The following is an 18,206-nucleotide window of genomic DNA, read 5'->3' on the forward strand; positions in this document are numbered from 1 at the left end:
CAATAAAAATGAAATATTTAAAAACAATAGTAGCAATTTTAGTAATCTCTTTAATAAATCTTACAATAATTTCTTGTAAAGATGCAAAAAAGGAGAATACTCAAGACAGCATAGTTCATTCAGAAATGAACCATAACAAAATGGATAAATCCAATAATATGATGGATGATAATTCACAAAATTCAGGTGTTCAAAAAGTATTAGCAGACTATATGATACTTAAAGATGCTTTAGTAGAAACCGATAAAAACAAAGCTGCTAAAGCTGGCGATAAATTGAACAATACTTTGAGCAAATTTGATATAAGTGGTTTTACTGTTGAACAGCAAAAAGAACTTAAAGATATTATTACAGATGCCAAAGAACACGCAGAGCATATTGGTAGAAGTGAAATAGATCACCAAAGAGAACATTTTAAAACATTGAGTAAGGATATTATGGATATGGTTGCAATTACTGGAACTAAAAATACTTTATATCAACAATTTTGTCCAATGTATGATGGTGGTAGCGCTTGGTTAAGTTTGAACAAGGAAATTAAAAACCCTTATTACGGTAGTAAAATGCTGAAATGTGGTAAAGTGCAAAAAGAGATTAACTAAATGAAAATTGTAAAAATCATAGCATTGATTTTAGTGGTGTGTTTTGTAGGAATACAGTTTATGCCTACAGAACTAAACCAAAGTAATATCGTACCAAAAACAGATTTTTTATTGGTAAATAATACACCTAAAAATATCAGTACATTATTGCAAACGTCCTGTTATGATTGTCACAGTAGTAATACAAGCTATCCTTGGTATAATAAAATTCAACCTATTGCTTGGTTTCTCGAAAACCATATTGCCGATGGAAAAGAAGAACTGAATTTTAATAACTGGGACACATATTCAACCAGAAGAAAGAATAGCAAATTAAAGTCAATTATTAATCAGATTAAGAACAATGAAATGCCACTTTCATCTTACACCTTAATTCATAAAAACGCAAAATTATCAACATCTGAAAAGACATTGGTTATTGATTATATAAAGAAACTAAAAGGCAATTTAAAATAAAGCCCTGATGTGGGAAGGAAATACTAATTAATTGGTTAATAGCCCTTCCCTTGTCAGGCACAAAAATAAAATAATGAAACACACATATCATATACACGGAATGACTTGCAGCGGTTGTCGCAGTCACGTAGAAGAAACACTTTCAAAAGTTGATGATGTTTCAAACGTAAAAGTCAATTTAGAAAAATCAGAAGCTATTATTGAAATGCAATCACATATTTCAATTGAAATATTTCAAAAAGCATTAAAAGATGATGGTGGTCGATATAGTATTCATAAACAAGGTAAACACCAACCTAATAAAGAAAAAAAACAGGAACAACCTAAAGGCAAAGGAACAGGTACATTTTATTGTCCTATGCACTGCGAAGAAGACAAAACATATAATAAAGCAGGTGATTGTCCTGTTTGTGGAATGGACTTGGTGGAAGAAAGAAGTTTAACTACAACAAGTAGCCAATTTACGTGTCCAATGCACCCAGAAATAATTAAAGACGAAGCAGGTTCTTGTCCTATTTGTGGGATGGATTTAGTGCCATTAGAAGCGGATATTTCAGAAGAAGACAAAACCTATAAAAAACTATTAAAAAAGTTTTGGATAGCTGTAATTTTTACTGTGCCAATTTTTTTAATTGCAATGTCAGAAGCATTAGATAATAATCCATTATATAATGTTTTAGAACAAAAACAATGGAATTGGATTCAGTTTGCATTATCAATCCCTGTAGTGTTTTATGCAACTTGGATGTTCTTTAAACGTGCTTATACATCAATAAAAACAATGAACCTGAATATGTTTACCTTAATTGGTATTGGTTCGGGTATCGCGTGGTTATTTAGTGTATTTGCAATGGTATTTCCAGATGTATTTCCACAAGATTTTAAAACAGCCGATGGTAATGTATTTGTCTATTTTGAAGCAACAACAGTAATTCTAACATTAGTATTATTAGGGCAATTATTAGAAGCAAGAGCACATAGTCAAACAAGTGGCGCAATAAAGGAATTACTAAAATTAGTGCCTTCAACAGCAACATTAGTTACTAATGGAGAAGATAAAGTTATTGCAATCGATAAAATTGAAAAAGACAATTTATTACGAGTTAAGCCTGGAGAAAAAATTCCAGTAGATGGCAGTATTGTAGAAGGTCATAGTAGTATTGATGAATCTATGATTACTGGAGAACCTATTCCAGTAGATAAGAGTATAGACGATAAAGTAAGTTCTGGTACAATTAACGGTACAAAGTCATTTATTATGAAAGCTGAAAAGGTAGGTTCCGAAACCTTACTTTCTCAAATTATTCATATGGTAAATAATGCAAGTCGTTCAAAAGCACCTATTCAAAAATTAGCAGATAGAATATCTAAATACTTTGTTCCAATTGTATTAGTTGTTGCAGTAATAACATTTATAGTTTGGGCTATTTTTGGTCCAGAACCTGCTTATGTTTTTGCCTTTGTAAATGCAATTGCTGTATTAATTATTGCTTGTCCTTGTGCATTAGGTTTGGCAACACCAATGTCTGTTATGGTTGGTGTTGGTAGAGGTGCACAATCTGGTGTATTAATTAAAAATGCTGAAGCATTAGAAAAAATGAATAAGGTAGATACGCTTATTGTAGATAAAACAGGTACGATTACTGAAGGAAAACCATCAGTTGAAAAAGTAATCTCAATTAATAATTTAAAAGAAGAAAAGCTACTTCATTTCATTGCTTCCTTAAATCAATATAGCGAACATCCTTTAGCAGAAGCTATTGTAAACTATGGTAAATCTAAAAATACTGCAATTACAAAAGTAAACGATTTTCAAGCTGTAGCAGGAAAAGGTGTTATAGGTACTATTGAAAACAAAAAAGTTGCTTTAGGTAATGCAAAGTTATTAGAGCAGTTTGCCATAACTATTTCTAAAAATTTAGAAACTAATGTGGTTGCAGAACAAGAACAAGGTAAAACAGTATCGTATATAGCAGTAGATAATGAAGCTGTTGGATATGTAACTATTTTCGATGCCATTAAAACCACAAGTCAAAATGCTATTAAACAACTACAAGATAATGGTGTTGCCGTAATAATGCTCACTGGTGATAATAAAAATACTGCAAAATCGGTAGCAGAACAATTAAACCTTAAACACTATAAAGCAGAATGTCTTCCAGAAGATAAATTGAATGAAATAGATAAACTTCAACAAAAAGGAAGTGTTGTAGCAATGGCAGGTGATGGTATTAACGATGCGCCAGCTTTAGCACAGTCAGATGTTGGTATTGCAATGGGTACAGGTACAGATGTAGCTATTGAAAGCGCTTCAATTACATTGGTAAAAGGCGATTTACAAGGTATTGTAAAAGCTAAAAAATTAAGTCACGCTGTTGTTAAAAACATAAAACAGAATCTCTTTTTTGCTTTTATATACAATGTATTGGGTGTGCCCATTGCAGCAGGTGTTTTATACCCAATATTCGGGTTATTACTATCACCAATGATTGCAGCTTTAGCAATGAGTTTTAGTTCAGTATCAGTAATTGCAAACGCATTAAGATTAAGAAATATTAAAATATAGAAAAATGAAAAAATATATAGTTTACATAGTAATATTAGCAGTTGGCTTATTATTAGGTTGGTTGTTATTCGGTAGTTCATCAAACAAAGAAACTGAACATAATCACGATGAAATAGCAGAAACCAATCAAAAATGGACTTGCTCAATGCACCCACAAATTATGCAACCAGAACCTGGTGATTGCCCTATTTGTGGTATGGATTTAATTCCTGCCGAAGCTGGAGCAGATGGTTTAGCAGCAGACCAATTCAAATTAACAAAAAATGCAATGGCGTTGGCCAACATTCAAACATCAATTGTAGGTAGTAGTAAAGCAGACGATAACGGTATTAAACTATCAGGTAAAATTGTTGCCAATGAAAAAGCAAATGCTGTGCAAGTCAGTTATTTCTCTGGAAGAATTGAACGCTTAAATGTCAGTTTTACTGGAGAAAAAGTAAACAAAGGGCAATTATTAGCAACCATTTATTCACCAGAATTATATGCAGCACAACAAGAATTAATTACAGCAGCTTCATTAAAGGAATCACAACCGGCATTATATAAAGCAGTTCGTAATAAATTAAAATTATGGAAACTTTCTGAAAAGCAAATCAATCAAATAGAACAAACAGGAAAAGTAAAAGAAAATTTTCCTGTCTATGCAACTATCTCTGGTACTGTAACAGAAAAATTAGTAGAGCAAGGCGATTATATAAAACAAGGGCAACCATTATTAAAAATCGCAAACTTAAATTCAGTTTGGGGAAACTTTGATGTGTACGAAAACCAAATAGACTTATTTAAAAAAGGGCAAGAAATAAACGTAACAACTAATACTTATCCTAATAAAAAATTTAAAGGTAAAGTAGATTTTATTGATCCTATTTTAGATAACAGAACACGTACTGTTAAATTAAGAGTAGTGCTTAATAATAAAGACGAAGTATTTAAACCAGGAATGTTTATTGAAGGAAAAATTAAAGGGGTAACCTCTACTAAAGAAAAATCATTATTCGTGCCTTCATCTGCCATTTTATGGACAGGTGAACGCTCTGTAGTATATATAAAAACCAATCCAGACCAACCAGTTTTTGAAATGCGTCAAATAACTTTAGGTAACCAAATTGGTAGTAATTACAAAGTATTAAAAGGTTTAGAAAATGGTGATGAAATTGTAACCAATGGAACTTTTACAGTTGATGCAGCAGCACAATTACAAGGAAAAAAATCTATGATGAATAAAGATGGAGGAAAAGTAATGACTGGTCACGAAGGGCATTTAGGTATGGATAGTAATTCATCAAAAAATAATACAGACCATACCAATATGAATGAACGGTTGGAAGTATCAAAAGCATTTCAGAAACAATTAAAAAAAGTATTTGAAAGCTATATTAATTTAAAGGATGCGTTTGTTAAAGATAACTCAAGTAAAGCATCAGAAAATGCAAATAGTTTACTTGATAATTTGAATAATGTGGATATGAAATTAGTTAAAGATGAAGCTCATAATCATTGGATGTCATTAGTAAAAGAAATTAAATCTTCAACAATTGCTATTTCTAAAGCAGCAAATATAAAAGAGCAAAGAAATCATTTTAAACATTTGTCTTCGCATTTAATTAAAGCTGTGCAACTATTTGGTATCAATGAAAAGGTATATGTAGAGTTTTGTCCAATGGCAGATAGTAATAAAGGTGCCTATTGGTTAAGCAAAGAAGAAAAAGTAATCAATCCATATTTTGGCGAAGCAATGCTAACCTGTGGTGAGGTAAAACAAGTTATAGAATAATTAAATACAAATAATAACAATTAAATTTTTAAAAAATGAAGAAAGTAATTTTAAGTATAGCTGTTATAGCAGCTTTAGGTGTAACAAGTTGTAATAGTCAAACCAAAAAAGAAACAGAAACAACCACTACACAAATGTCAAAAGATATGGCTATGACAGACTTGTCTTTTGGTGTAAGAGGTAATTGTGGTATGTGTAAAAAAACCATTGAAAAAGCAGTAAATGCTGTTGAAGGTGTTGCAAGTGCTAATTGGAATGTAGATAAAAAGAAAATCGATGTCTCTTTTGATGATACCAAAACCAATGTTATGGCAATTCATAAAGCAATAGCAGCTTCTGGTTATGATACTGAAAAAGTAGCAGGAAGCGAAGAAGCTTATAAAAATTTACCTGGTTGTTGTCAATACGACCACGAAATGAAAATGAATCAATAAATAAGTATGATTTTTTAATGTAATTTATAGCAAAAGGAAAATTAAGGTTTTTTCTTTTGCTATAAAATATAACTAACCAAACACCTTTTAATTATTGTAAAGCCTATTATTTGCACAACCATTGCATTAAATAATTTATATATTTGCTACAATGAAATTTTTAGCATTCATATTATCAATTTATATTTTCGCACTCAATCTAGCACCTTGTGCTGATTTTGATGTGTCTGATAATGATGTTAAAACTGAAATTTCACAAGCTATGGATAATGACCATCAGCACCAAGATTCAGATTTATGTTCACCTTTTTGTATATGTCAATGTTGTCATATAAACGCTACATATTTTCAATTTTCTTACATAAAATATGAAATAACATTTATTTCTACCCAAGATTTTTTCTACCACAATGGGATAGAAAAAGATTTTACGACTTCCATTTTACAACCACCTCGGGTATAATTCAGTTTTCATAGGATAGCTATATCCTTTTTTAATGTTTTCGTTTTCGAGTAGCATAGCTACGAGAAGTTCATATTGAACGAAACCGAATTACGAACACACTTTTATATTTTTTAACTGAATTAATACATTTTAATATGATTAATAAAATCATTGATTTTTCAATCAATAATAAATTCATTATTGGGTTGCTAACGCTTACCATTATTGGAGCAGGTATTTGGAGTATGACCAAAGTACCAATAGATGCTGTTCCGGACATTACCAACAACCAAGTGCAAGTAATTACACAAGCACCAAATTTAGGAACAGAAGACATTGAACAATTTGTTACTTATCCTGTGGAAGTGGCAATGAGTAATCTTCCAGATGTAACAGAAATTCGTTCTATTTCTCGTTTCGGTTTATCTGTAGTAACCATAGTTTTTGATGATGATATGGGAACATATCTACCTCGCCAATTAGTATCAGAAAAATTAAACGAGGTCAAAGAGCAAATTCCTAGTGGTTTTGGAGAACCTACAATGGGACCTATATCTTCAGGATTAGGTGAAATTTATCAATACACACTAAAAGTAAAGCCAGGGTATAAAGACAAATATTCTGTAACAGATTTACGAACAATGCAAGATTGGATTGTTCAACGTCAAATGGCTATGGTAGAAGGTGTTGTTGAAGTTAACGCCATTGGTGGTAAAATTAAACAGTATGAAGTTGCTGTTGATCCTAGCGAACTAAAAGCTATTGGAATTACAATTACAGATGTTTTTGAAGCTCTTGAGGCAAACAATCAAAATACAGGAGGTGCATATATAGAAAAAAATCATCAAGCTAATTTTATTCGTGGTGAAGGCTTGGTGCGTAGTTTAGAAGATATTAAAAAGATTACGGTTAAAAACATAAATAACATTCCTATAACTGTAGGCGATATTGCTACGGTGCAATTTGGTGCTGCTATTCGTTATGGTGCATTAACACAAGATGGTGAAGGCGAAGTTGTTGGTGGTTTGGTAATGATGTTAAAAGGAGCTAATTCAAATGATGTTATCGAAAATGTCAAACAAAGAATGGCTCAAATTGAAAAGTCATTACCAGAAGGTGTAATCATAGAACCTTTGTTAGACCGAAGTAAGTTAATAGCAGAAACAACCTCAACAGTTGCAACCAATTTAATTGAAGGCGCTTTAATAGTCATTTTTGTTCTTATTTTCTTATTAGGTAATTGGAGAGGTGGTTTAATAGTAGCTTCAACAATTCCATTATCCTTATTATTTGCATTTATTCTAATGAATGTTTTTGACGTTTGGGCTAATTTAATGAGTTTAGGAGCCATAGATTTCGGAATTATAGTTGATGGTGCAGTAATTATTGTAGAAAGCACCGTTTTCCTTATTGCTTCACAAGTTTTAAAAAAGAAAGAACTAACGTCTAAAGAACGTGATAATGTTGCAGCAAATGCTTCTAAAAAAATGATGAATGCTGCCTTTTTTGGTCAGCTAATAATCTTAATAGTTTTCTTGCCGATATTGGCATTACAAGGTATTGAAGGAAAAATGTTCAAGCCAATGGCATTGACTTTTATTTTTGCTATGATTGGTGCAATGGTACTTTGTTTAACTTATGTTCCAATGATGTCTGCACTTATTTTAAGAGCGCCAAAATCAGACAAAAAATCCTATGGCGATAAGTTTGTGCATTGGGTAGAAAGTAAATACCAACCGTTATTAGAAAAAGCCTTGAATAAAGGTAAACTAATAGTTGGTGTCGCGGTTGTTTTATTCGGAATAACAGTTTTTATGTTTACCAGAATGGGTGGTGAGTTTATTCCACAGCTCGATGAAGGTGATATAGCGTTTCACGCTATTTTAAAACCTGGTAGTTCTCTTTCTGAAACTATTGAGACCACTACAAAAATTGAGCAAATTGTAAAAGCAAAATTTCCTGAAGTTGAAAAAATTGTAAGTCGTATTGGTGTTGCCGAAATTCCAACAGACCCGATGCCAATGGATATTGCGGATGTATTTGTAATTCTGAAACCAAAAAGCGAATGGACAACGGTTGCAACCAAAGATGAACTTATTGAAGAAATGAAGGAAGCAGTAGAAATAATTCCTGGTGTAAATTATGAATTTACCCAACCTATTGAAATGCGTTTTAACGAACTACTCGAAGGTGTTAGAGAAGACATAGCTATTAAACTTTATGGAGAAGATATAAATGTACTGTCTCAAAAAGCAGAAGAAATATCTAAAATAATTGCAGGTACAGAAGGTATTGGTGATATGAAAGCGGAAGCTACCACAGGTTTACCACAAATGACAATCACCTATAACCGAAGTAAATTAGCACAATACGGACTTCAAGTAAATACTTTAAATCAAATTGTACAATCTGCCTTTGCAGGAGGTACAGCAGGTGTTATTTTTGAAGGTGAAAAACGATTTGATTTAGTGGTTAGGTTAAGTTCTCATAATCGTAAAGACATAACAGATGTTCAAAACTTGTTTGTCAACTTGCCTTCTGGTGCACAAATTCCACTTCGTGAAGTTGCAGACGTAAGCTACAAAGCTGGCCCTATGCAAATAAGTAGAGACAATACTAACAGAAGAACTTATGTAGGTATTAATGTAAGAGGTCGTGATGTAAAATCGTTAGTAGCAGAAATCAAATCAAAATTAGATGCAAATCTTCAATTGCCTTCAGGTTATTTTATTCGATATGGTGGTGCTTTCGAAAATTTAGAACGTGCCAGTAATCGCTTGCAAACTGTAGTGCCAATAGCATTGCTACTTATTTTTGTATTAATATATTTTGCGCTAAAATCACTACCACAAACTTTAATGATTTACATCGCTATTCCAATGGCAACCATTGGTGGTGTTATAGCCTTATGGCTTCGTGATATGCCTTTTAGTATTTCAGCAGGTGTAGGTTTTATTGTCTTATTTGGTGTTGCAGTTTTAAATGGCTTAGTAATGATTAGTGGTTTAAATGAATTAAAAGAAGAAGGCGTTACCAATTTAAAAGATAGAATTATTGAAGGTACAAAACGAAGAATAAGACCTATTATGCTTACAGCTTTTACTGATGTATTAGGCTTTTTGCCAATGGCTATCTCTGCATCAGCAGGTGCAGAAGTACAACGTCCTTTAGCAACGGTAGTTATTGGTGGGCTGTTAACTTCTACATTATTAACCTTGTTTGTTTTGCCTATTTTATACCATTGGGTAGAGAACAAGTCTTTTAAATTTAAAGCAAACAAAAAATTTGCAACTGCAACAGCTATTATAGTTTTTATGTTTTTGTTTCCAATAACAGGAAATGCACAACAAGTTAGCGACTCTTTGCCTATTGTTTCATTACAAGAAGCTATAAAAATGTCAAAAGAGAACTATCCTAGTTTAAAACAAAGACAGTTAGAAATTAATAAACAGCAACAATTAAAAGGGACTGCTTTCGATTTTGGCTCAACTCAAATTTTCACAGGTGGTGAGGAAATTAAAGATGGTTCAGGTATTTACACAACTATTGGTGTTGGCCAATCAAATATAGATGTGTTTGGTATTGCACCAAAACAAAAATTATTAGAACAACGTATTCAATTAGCGCAAAAGGCGTATCAACTTTCAGAATTAGAGTTAGAATTAGAGGTGAAAAAAGCCTGGTCTAATGCCTTTAAAAGTAAACGGAATTATAATCTGTATAAAGAATTGAATGCTATTTATACCAATTTTGAAAAAGCTGTCGAGTTAAATTATGAAGTAGAAGCCATATCAAAATTAGAATATTCAGCAGCTAAAAATCAAGCTTTACAAATTAAAAATAAAACAAAGCAAGCTTATAGCGAATACCTCATTGCTTTACAGCAATTAAATTTATGGTTAGTTTCTGAAAAAATCTATACAGTTCCAAACGAGTTTAAAACCCTTAACAACATAGATTTAACAGCCTTTAGTGTAGAAGCTCATCCTTTGTATGGTGTTTCTCAACTTAAAATAGCAGAAGCAGAAGCAAATTATAAAGCAGCCAAAGCCGAAAATTTACCAAAGTTTAACCTTCAAGGTGGTTTACAAAAAGTAAACGGTAGTTCAGGCTATTATACTTATCAAGCCGGTATTTCTATACCATTTCTTTCTGGTACTACAAGAAAACAAATTAGAACTGCAAAATTCAATAAAGAAATTGCAGAAGTAAATATGTTATTTAAACAAAAGGAAGTGCAATCTAAATTTAATCAAGCAAAAGAAAATTACCAAAAATGGAAAACGTCTTGGCTATTTTATAAAGATGAAGTATTACCACTTATTAAAGAACAGAAAACTGGTGCTTTATTTGCTTATAAAGAAGGCGAAATTGATTATTCTGCCTTTACGCAACTTATAAATCAAGCCATTCAATCAGAGTTAGAAGCTCAAACAGCATTGGTAAACTATTTACAAAGCATTTTTGAATTACAATATTTTAAATAATAACACTATGAAAAACAGATCATATAATATCCTAATAATAGTAATGTTGACCTTTTTAATAACTGCCTGTGGCAATAAAGAAAAACACAACGAAGAAGATGGGCATTCTCATAATAAAGAAACCAAAATTGAAACTAATGAAGGGCATAGCGAAAACGAAGAAGTGATGCTATCAACACAACAATTTGAAGCCTTAAAAATGAAAATTGACACCATTGCGTTGCGAAATATGAGTGGTTATGTTGAAGCCAATGGAACGTTAGAAGTACCACCACAAAATGAAGCAGCAATAACTTCCGTAATTGGAGCTAATGTAGTTTCCATTAAAGTAATTGAAGGAGATAAAGTAAACAAAGGTCAGGTTGTTGCTTATTTATCACATCCTAATATCATTCAAATGCAAACCAATTATCTCAATGCGTATAGCAATAGCAATTTTTTAAAGAAAAATTATGAACGTCAACAAAAATTATATGATGCTGGCGTAGGCTCTGGCGCAAATTTTCAAAAAGCAGAAGCAGAATACGAAGCGTCAAAGGCTATGGTTAATGGAATGGCAGCTCAACTACAATTACTAAATATCAGTACAACATCGGTTCGTAATGGCACAATAGCTCAACAAGTAGCATTGCGTAGCCCAATTGAAGGGTTTGTTCAAAAGGTAGAAGTAAAAACTGGTCAGTATGTTGAGCCTCAATCAGAACTCTTTGAAATAGTAAATACACATCACGTCCACGCAGATTTAATGGTCTTCGAAAAAGATGTTTATAAAGTAAAAAAAGGTCAAAAAGTAACCTTTAATGTTCAATCTACTCAAAATGAAGAATTAATTGCAGAAATCTATTCGGTAAGCAAAACATTCGAAGATAACCCTAAAGCAGTACACGTTCACGCAGAAATTGAAAATAAAAAAGGTAATTTAATTCCAGGAATGTATATCCAAGGTAAAATTCAAGTTGAAAATACAAAAACAAGAGCATTACCAGAAAGTGCTATTATAAAAGAAGGCGATACCTATTTTGTATTTTCTGTAGAAAAGGAAAATGAAGATTGGAGTTTCAAGCCAGTCGAAGTCATTTTAGGAGCCAAAGATGGTAATTGGATAGCTGTAGAGTTTACTAAAGAAATCGAGACGAGTACAAAATTCGCTTATAATAATGCCTACTACCTTATTGCAGAAATGAAAAAAGGTGAAGCAGAACACGAACATTAAATTATGCAAACTATAGAACAATTATTAGAGTCAAAAGAGATACGTGTTACAGCAATGCGATTACTTATTTATAAGTTTCTTGCACAAAAACAAATAGCAGTTACATTAAGCGATATTGAAAATGCTTTTGAAAAAATAGATAGAACTACACTTTACAGAACCATTAAAACATTTGAAGAAAATGTGATTGTTCATCAAATAGATGATGGTACTGGTATAACTAAATATGCGCTTTGCGAACAAGGTTGTAAGTGTGATGTTGAAACCGATTTACACTTACATTTTCATTGCAACAATTGTAACGAAACCATTTGCTTAACAGATCATAAAATCCCACAGATTAGCGTTCCTGAAGGGTTTGTTTCTGAAAATGTAAATCTGGTTGTAAAAGGTGTATGTGATAAGTGCAGCGGTCAATAATGCACTTCCCTTGCATTATAATTTATAGCATCTTTGACTTAAATATTTAACCAATGAAGAAAAGATTAATTGGAATAAGCGTAATAACAGCAATTACAGCTTCTTTATGTTGCATCACACCGGTTTTAGCTCTAATTGCAGGAACAAGTGGCATTGCATCAACATTTTCTTGGTTAGAACCCTTTAGATCCTATCTCATCGGATTTACCGTTTTAGTGATTGGTTTTGCTTGGTATCAAAAACTAAAGTCTCGAAATGAAATTGACTGTGAATGTGAGACGGATGAAAAACCAAAATTTATGCAGTCCAAAACCTTTTTGGCAATTGTGACTGTATTTGCAATAGTGATGTTGGCATTCCCTTATTATTCAGGAATTTTTTATTCTAATATGGAAAAACAAATAGTTATAGTTGATAAATCAGACATTAAAACAACTGAATTTAAAATAAACGGAATGACCTGTGCGAGTTGCGAAGAACACGTAAACCACGAAGTGAATAAACTCAACGGAATCTTAAACTCAAAAGCATCCTATGAAAGTGGTAATGCAATCGTTGAATTTGACAAAACTAAAACCAATGAAACGGAAATTGAGAAAGCAATTAATTCAACAGGTTATAAAGTAACTGGTAAAAAAGAAAACTAATGGAAATTCAATTAAAATCAGAGATTACTTGTCCAAACTGTGGAAATAAAAAAGTAGAAGAAATGCCAACAAACGCTTGTCAATTCTTTTACGAGTGTGAGAATTGCAAAGCCGTTCTTAAACCAAATGAAGGAGATTGTTGTGTTTACTGTTCTTACGGTACTGTTCCTTGTCCACCAATTCAGCAAAACAAAAGTTGCTGCTAAAATTGTATTGATATGAAAAAAAAGAAACTCAATTTAAGAGATATAAAACCTAATTCTGAAAAAGAACACAGTCACGATGATGGTCATAATCACAGTAAAGGTTCCAATAATTTTAAAGCATATAGTCCAGCGATAGTAAGTTTTGTAATGCTAATCATTGGTATTACTTTAGATTATTTTGATATTAATTTTTTTAGAAATTGGATTCGGGTTGTTTGGTATATCGTAGCTTATATACCTGTTGGGTTTCCTGTTGTAAAAGAAGGATGGAAAAGTATTAAAAAAGGTGATGTCTTTACAGAATTTTTTCTAATGTCAATCGCAACCATTGGTGCGTTTATTATTGGTGAATATCCTGAAGGTGTTGCAGTAATGCTATTTTATGCAGTAGGCGAATTATTTCAAAGCACAGCAGTTAATAGAGCAAAATCAAACATCAAAGTATTGCTTGATGTAAGACCAAAGAAAGCGTTAGTTTATCGAAATAAAGATTATGTTACTGTAAATCCTGAAACCGTAGATATTGGCGAAAAGATACAAGTACGTGTTGGCGAAAAAGTACCTTTAGATGGTGTTTTATTGTCTGAAAAAGGATCATTTAACACAGCAGCTTTAACAGGTGAAAGTAAACCAGATACCATTGCTAAAGGTGAAAAAGTATTTACAGGAAGTATCAATCTCAATGGTGTTATAGAAATTGAAACCACCAAAGAATTTAAAGACAGTTCCATTGCTCGTATTCTCGATATGGTCCAAAATGCCACAGCTCGTAAATCTAAAACCGAATTATTCATAAGGAAGTTTGCACGTATTTACACACCAATTGTTGTGTTTTTAGCCATAGGCGTTACATTATTACCTTATTTTATTGTAGATGATTATGTGTTTAGAGATTGGTTGTACAGAGCCTTAATTTTCTTGGTAATATCTTGTCCTTGTGCTTTAGTTATTTCAATTCCATTAGGCTATTTCGGTGGTTTAGGAGCAGCTTCAAAAAACGGTATTCTATTTAAAGGTGCTTCTTTTCTTGATGCAATGACCAAAATAAATACGTTGGTTATGGACAAAACGGGAACAGTTACCAAAGGTGTTTTTAAAATCAAAAAAGTAAAAGCAATCAGTTGGGAAGAAACTGAATTTATGAAATACTTAATGGCGATGGAAGAGCAATCTACGCATCCAATTGCTAAAGCCATTTTAGAATACAAAGCAAATGGAGCAGATTTTAATGCTACCAAAGTTTCAGAAATAGCAGGAAAAGGTTTAAAAGGAATTGTAAACGGAAAAACTGTTTTAGTTGGAAACAAAGCATTAATGACTGCCAATAATATTGAAGTTGCAAAAGAAATCGACACTATTGTAGAATCTATTGTTTTAGTTTCAATTGGTAATAAGTTTGCTGGTTATGTTGTCATTGCAGACGAATTGAAAGAAGATGCTAAAGAAACCATAACCAATTTACATAAAGTAGGCATTTCTAAAATAATGATGCTTTCTGGAGATAAGGATTCCATTACGCAACAAGTAGCAAGAGAATTAAAGATTGAAAAGGCTAAAGGTGGTTTACTACCAGAAGATAAATTAAATGAAGTCGAAATTTTAAAACAAAATCCTGAAAATAAAATTGCTTTTATTGGCGATGGAATTAATGATGCACCAGTTTTAGCAGCAAGTGATGTAGGTATCGCAATGGGTGGTTTGGGAAGTGATGTGGCTATTGAAACAGCAGATATTATTATTCAAACCGACCAACCTTCAAAAGTGATAAAAGCTATTAAAATAAGTCGTTCAACCCGAAAGATTGTGTGGCAAAATATTATACTCGCATTCGGTGTAAAAGTGATTGTTCTAATTTTAGGAGCAGGTGGTTTAGCAACAATGTGGGAAGCAGTTTTTGCAGATGTTGGTGTTGCATTGTTAGCAATATTGAATGCCGTTAGATTACAAAGAATACAATGGAGTTAAGTAATTAAATTCATAGTATTTATTTTAAGTTTTTTAAAGTAAAGTATTTTTAAACTAACCAGATTTTGTGTCCTCATAACTACTGTAAGTTGAAAAAGATTGAAAGAATAGTAAGAAAATTAGATTTTAATTTAGATTTTTTAGAAAAAGAAATTGAAGGTGTTTTAGAGAAATCTGAAGAGGGCATTAAAGTAACTCAAAGAGCTCTTGAACAAATTAGAGAACTTATTTTAAAGAGAAAATCAACTTCATCTTCAGATGAAATCTATTTTTTCAAAAATATAAAACCTCAAGTTTTTAGTAAGTTAATTTATTATGTAAAATTATTTAGTATTGAAAGTAAAAGACCTAGAAGTAGTAATAAATCTCAAGTAAAATATTTCAATAAGCATATAGATAGGTTACAAAATTATTTTAATGATAATTTAGAGTTTTATCATTATTATAGACGAGGTGCTACTTTTTTGGATAACGAGTATTTTATTAGAGGAAAAGCTAATATTCGTTTATTTCCAGATTCTCTTTCTTTTTTCGCAGATGATAAATTTTCTACTAGCCACGATTCTACTGTAGCCACAATTCTTGCTTATGATATGCTAATAATTTATTTAAAAACTGAAATTGATAAACTTGAAAATAATAACAGTATGGAAGCAAATTATAACGCTTTTCAAAAGCGATCAAAACTTTTTTGGACAGGTAATAAAACAGATTTAATAGAACTTGTTTATGCCCTTCATAGTTCTGGAGTAATAAATAGTGGAACAGCAGATATTAAAGAGGTAGCCTTAATTTGCGAACAAATGTTTAACGTTAGTTTGGGCGATTATTACAGGACTTTTTTAGAAATCCGTTCACGCAAAATAAATCAAACAAAGTTCATTGATAAACTAAAAGAATCTTTAGTAGATAAAATGCTAGAATCTGATGAATAAACACCCAACTTGGGTGTTTTAAAGAGCAAATAATTATCATAGTATTTGCTCTTTTTTAATGCCTATGTTTTACAAGTAAAACATTAAAACAAATCAATGTAATTCATTAATTATGAGTGCATAAAAACACCCAAGTTGGGTGTAACTTGTGAAAAACACTCAATAATTCACTTCATATTTGCTAAACGAAAGTCAAATCGCAGATTCACGAATACCTATTTTAAGAAGAACATTAAAACTCGTGAATTAAATCAATTTAATAGCTGCCATTGATAACGAAAGTTTGATATGGTAGCTGTTTTTAACTTAAATCGTTTACTATGGCAGCAACAATTATTACTACCGAAGATCTTCACGAATTCAAATTAGAATTATTAGAAGATATTAAAACAATCATTAATAACAAAACAGGTTTAGCCACTAAAAAATGGTTAAAATCACCAGAAGTTCGCGACCTGTTAAGTATTTCACCAGGTACATTACAAAACTTACGAATTAACGGAACGTTACCATACACTAAAGTTGGTGGTGTTATTTATTACGATTATGATGATATTCAAAAAGTAATGCAAGACAATAGAATACACAACAAGTTTTAATGCCACTTTAAGTGCAGCTAAAACACCTATTCTATGCAAAAAGTTAATTATATAAAACACCTTAAAGGTGTATTTATTCAATTCTCTAAAGACAACCGTTTAAATCCAACACATATAAGTTTATATATAGCATTATTTCAAATTTGGAATAACAATCGGTTTTTAGACGAATTTTATATCAATCGAGAAGAAGTAATGAGCTTTTCAAAGATAGGCTCTAAATCAACATATCATAAATGTATTAAAGAGCTAAATCATTGGAAATATATTATTTACTATCCATCACACAATCCATTTAAGGGAAGTAAAATTAAGATGTTCAATTTTGAGACAAGTTATAAACAAGTTATGGACTCATACAATCCTATAAACGGACAAGCACTGGTATCTAATAATAAACATATACAAACTAATAAAAACATTAATAAACTTGACCAGCCAAAAAATGAAAAAGAAGTTATTGCTTTTTTTAAAAAAGAAAAATGGCCAATAATTGAAGCTCAAAAATTCTTTAATCATTATCAAGGTATTGGTTGGAAAGTAGGTGGTAAAACAAAAATTGTCAATTGGCAAGCTACTGCTAAAAATTGGATGCTAAAAGCTGAAGAAATAAAAACAAAACAAAAACAAAAATCAGTTAGCCAAAACCAAGACAACCTAAAGACAAGTAAAAACAAAAACTACAATGAGCCTTTATAACGCTTTGCGTCATACGGCACTTGTTTCAGTAACTCATTATCTAAAACTATGAATAAGATACAACCACATATTATAAAAGAAGGAGGTGTTCAATACCAATTAGGAGAATTTAATAACAATAGCATTTCATACGATTTCAAAAAAATATTAATTTATCTTGATGCAAAAGGAAAGCTGCTCTTTGGTAAAAACTTTAAAATCTATGAAGAAGATGAGGTTATTTTATATAAATTATGTGTCTATTTTATAAGTGATTTTGAAGCTTGCAAAAAATTAGAAATAGATCCATACAAAGGTATTTTATTATCTGGTCCAGTAGGCTGTGGTAAAACAAGTTTAATGAAATTATTAAGGTTTATGGTACCACATCAAAAACCGTATGAACTAATTCCTGCTAGAAATATCACATTTGCATTTAATAATATTGGTTACAAAACTATTGAAGAATATGGTAATAGTAGTTTTTATTGTTTTGATGATTTAGGTGTTGAATCAACTGGTCGTCATTTTGGTAAAGATTGTAATGTAATGGGAGAAATTCTTTTATCTCGTTACGATTTATTCTTAAAAAGAAAAATAAGAACTCACGCTACAACCAATCTCAATGCACAAGAATTAGAAGAAAGATATGGCAATCGTGTACGTTCCAGAATGCGAGAATTATTTAATTTAGTTGCTTTTGATAAGGAAAGTGTTGATAAGAGAGTTTAAAAGAATTATAAACTTGTATTGCTATTCGGTTTCAACTCAATATATTT

General features: G+C 31.4%; 16 protein-coding genes. All 16 read left to right on the forward strand.

Annotation, left to right across the window (positions count from 1 at the left end):
* Nucleotides 1-8: 8 nt before the first annotated feature.
* The 16 genes from ACN5J5_RS02585 (at nt 9) to ACN5J5_RS02660 (ending at nt 18,159) form a co-directional block, all read left to right on the forward strand.
* On the forward strand, nt 9-602 hold the full coding sequence (locus ACN5J5_RS02585; RefSeq protein ID WP_418645775.1) for a DUF3347 domain-containing protein: 594 nt from the start codon (nt 9-11) through the stop codon (nt 600-602).
* A complete protein-coding gene (locus ACN5J5_RS02590; RefSeq protein WP_418645776.1) occupies nt 603-1,058 on the forward strand; it encodes a heme-binding domain-containing protein in 456 nt (151 codons plus the stop codon). It abuts the gene before it with no gap.
* 73 nt (nt 1,059-1,131) lie between these two features.
* Nucleotides 1,132-3,624 (forward strand): heavy metal translocating P-type ATPase, encoded by a 2,493-nt coding sequence (locus ACN5J5_RS02595; protein WP_418645777.1) that lies wholly within the window; start codon nt 1,132-1,134, stop codon nt 3,622-3,624.
* A 4-nt stretch (nt 3,625-3,628) separates the two neighbouring features.
* Nucleotides 3,629-5,398, forward strand: a complete 1,770-nt coding sequence (locus ACN5J5_RS02600; protein WP_418645778.1) for an efflux RND transporter periplasmic adaptor subunit — start codon at nt 3,629-3,631, stop codon at nt 5,396-5,398.
* A 35-nt stretch (nt 5,399-5,433) separates the two neighbouring features.
* Entirely contained in the window at nt 5,434-5,832 is a 399-nt protein-coding gene (locus ACN5J5_RS02605; RefSeq protein WP_418645779.1) for a heavy-metal-associated domain-containing protein, read from the forward strand.
* 151 nt (nt 5,833-5,983) lie between these two features.
* Nucleotides 5,984-6,295 carry a DUF6660 family protein gene (locus ACN5J5_RS02610; RefSeq protein ID WP_418645780.1) on the forward strand — a complete coding sequence of 104 codons (312 nt, stop codon included), beginning with the start codon at nt 5,984-5,986 and terminating at the stop codon, nt 6,293-6,295.
* A 137-nt stretch (nt 6,296-6,432) separates the two neighbouring features.
* Nucleotides 6,433-10,764, forward strand: a complete 4,332-nt coding sequence (locus tag ACN5J5_RS02615; protein WP_418645781.1) for a CusA/CzcA family heavy metal efflux RND transporter — start codon at nt 6,433-6,435, stop codon at nt 10,762-10,764.
* A gap of 7 nt (nt 10,765-10,771) precedes the next feature.
* A complete protein-coding gene (locus ACN5J5_RS02620; RefSeq protein ID WP_418645782.1) occupies nt 10,772-11,977 on the forward strand; it encodes an efflux RND transporter periplasmic adaptor subunit in 1,206 nt (401 codons plus the stop codon).
* A gap of 3 nt (nt 11,978-11,980) precedes the next feature.
* Nucleotides 11,981-12,397 (forward strand): Fur family transcriptional regulator, encoded by a 417-nt coding sequence (locus ACN5J5_RS02625; RefSeq protein WP_068704626.1) that lies wholly within the window; start codon nt 11,981-11,983, stop codon nt 12,395-12,397.
* Nucleotides 12,398-12,450: 53 nt separating this feature from the next.
* The gene (merTP, locus tag ACN5J5_RS02630; RefSeq protein WP_303526108.1) at nt 12,451-13,044 is read left to right on the forward strand and encodes a mercuric transport protein MerTP; all 594 of its coding nucleotides are present in this window, start codon (nt 12,451-12,453) and stop codon (nt 13,042-13,044) included.
* Nucleotides 13,044-13,250 (forward strand): GDCCVxC domain-containing (seleno)protein, encoded by a 207-nt coding sequence (locus ACN5J5_RS02635; RefSeq protein WP_068704629.1) that lies wholly within the window; start codon nt 13,044-13,046, stop codon nt 13,248-13,250. The genes merTP and ACN5J5_RS02635 overlap by 1 nt, the downstream gene beginning before the upstream one ends.
* Nucleotides 13,251-13,262: 12 nt before the next feature.
* Nucleotides 13,263-15,215, forward strand: coding sequence for a heavy metal translocating P-type ATPase (locus ACN5J5_RS02640; RefSeq protein ID WP_418645783.1), 1,953 nt, complete (start codon nt 13,263-13,265; stop codon nt 15,213-15,215).
* Between the two features lie 89 nt (nt 15,216-15,304).
* Nucleotides 15,305-16,150, forward strand: coding sequence for an RteC domain-containing protein (locus ACN5J5_RS02645; protein ID WP_418645784.1), 846 nt, complete (start codon nt 15,305-15,307; stop codon nt 16,148-16,150).
* Between the two features lie 320 nt (nt 16,151-16,470).
* Entirely contained in the window at nt 16,471-16,749 is a 279-nt protein-coding gene (locus ACN5J5_RS02650; RefSeq protein WP_418645785.1) for a helix-turn-helix domain-containing protein, read from the forward strand.
* A gap of 33 nt (nt 16,750-16,782) precedes the next feature.
* Nucleotides 16,783-17,448, forward strand: a complete 666-nt coding sequence (locus ACN5J5_RS02655) for a hypothetical protein (protein ID WP_418645786.1) — start codon at nt 16,783-16,785, stop codon at nt 17,446-17,448.
* Nucleotides 17,449-17,496: 48 nt separating this feature from the next.
* Nucleotides 17,497-18,159, forward strand: coding sequence for an ATPase (locus ACN5J5_RS02660; protein ID WP_418645787.1), 663 nt, complete (start codon nt 17,497-17,499; stop codon nt 18,157-18,159).
* Nucleotides 18,160-18,206 lie beyond the last annotated feature (47 nt).

It is taken from the genome of Tenacibaculum insulae (assembly GCF_964512435.1).
Taxonomy (GTDB): Bacteria; Bacteroidota; Bacteroidia; order Flavobacteriales; family Flavobacteriaceae; genus Polaribacter; species Polaribacter insulae_A.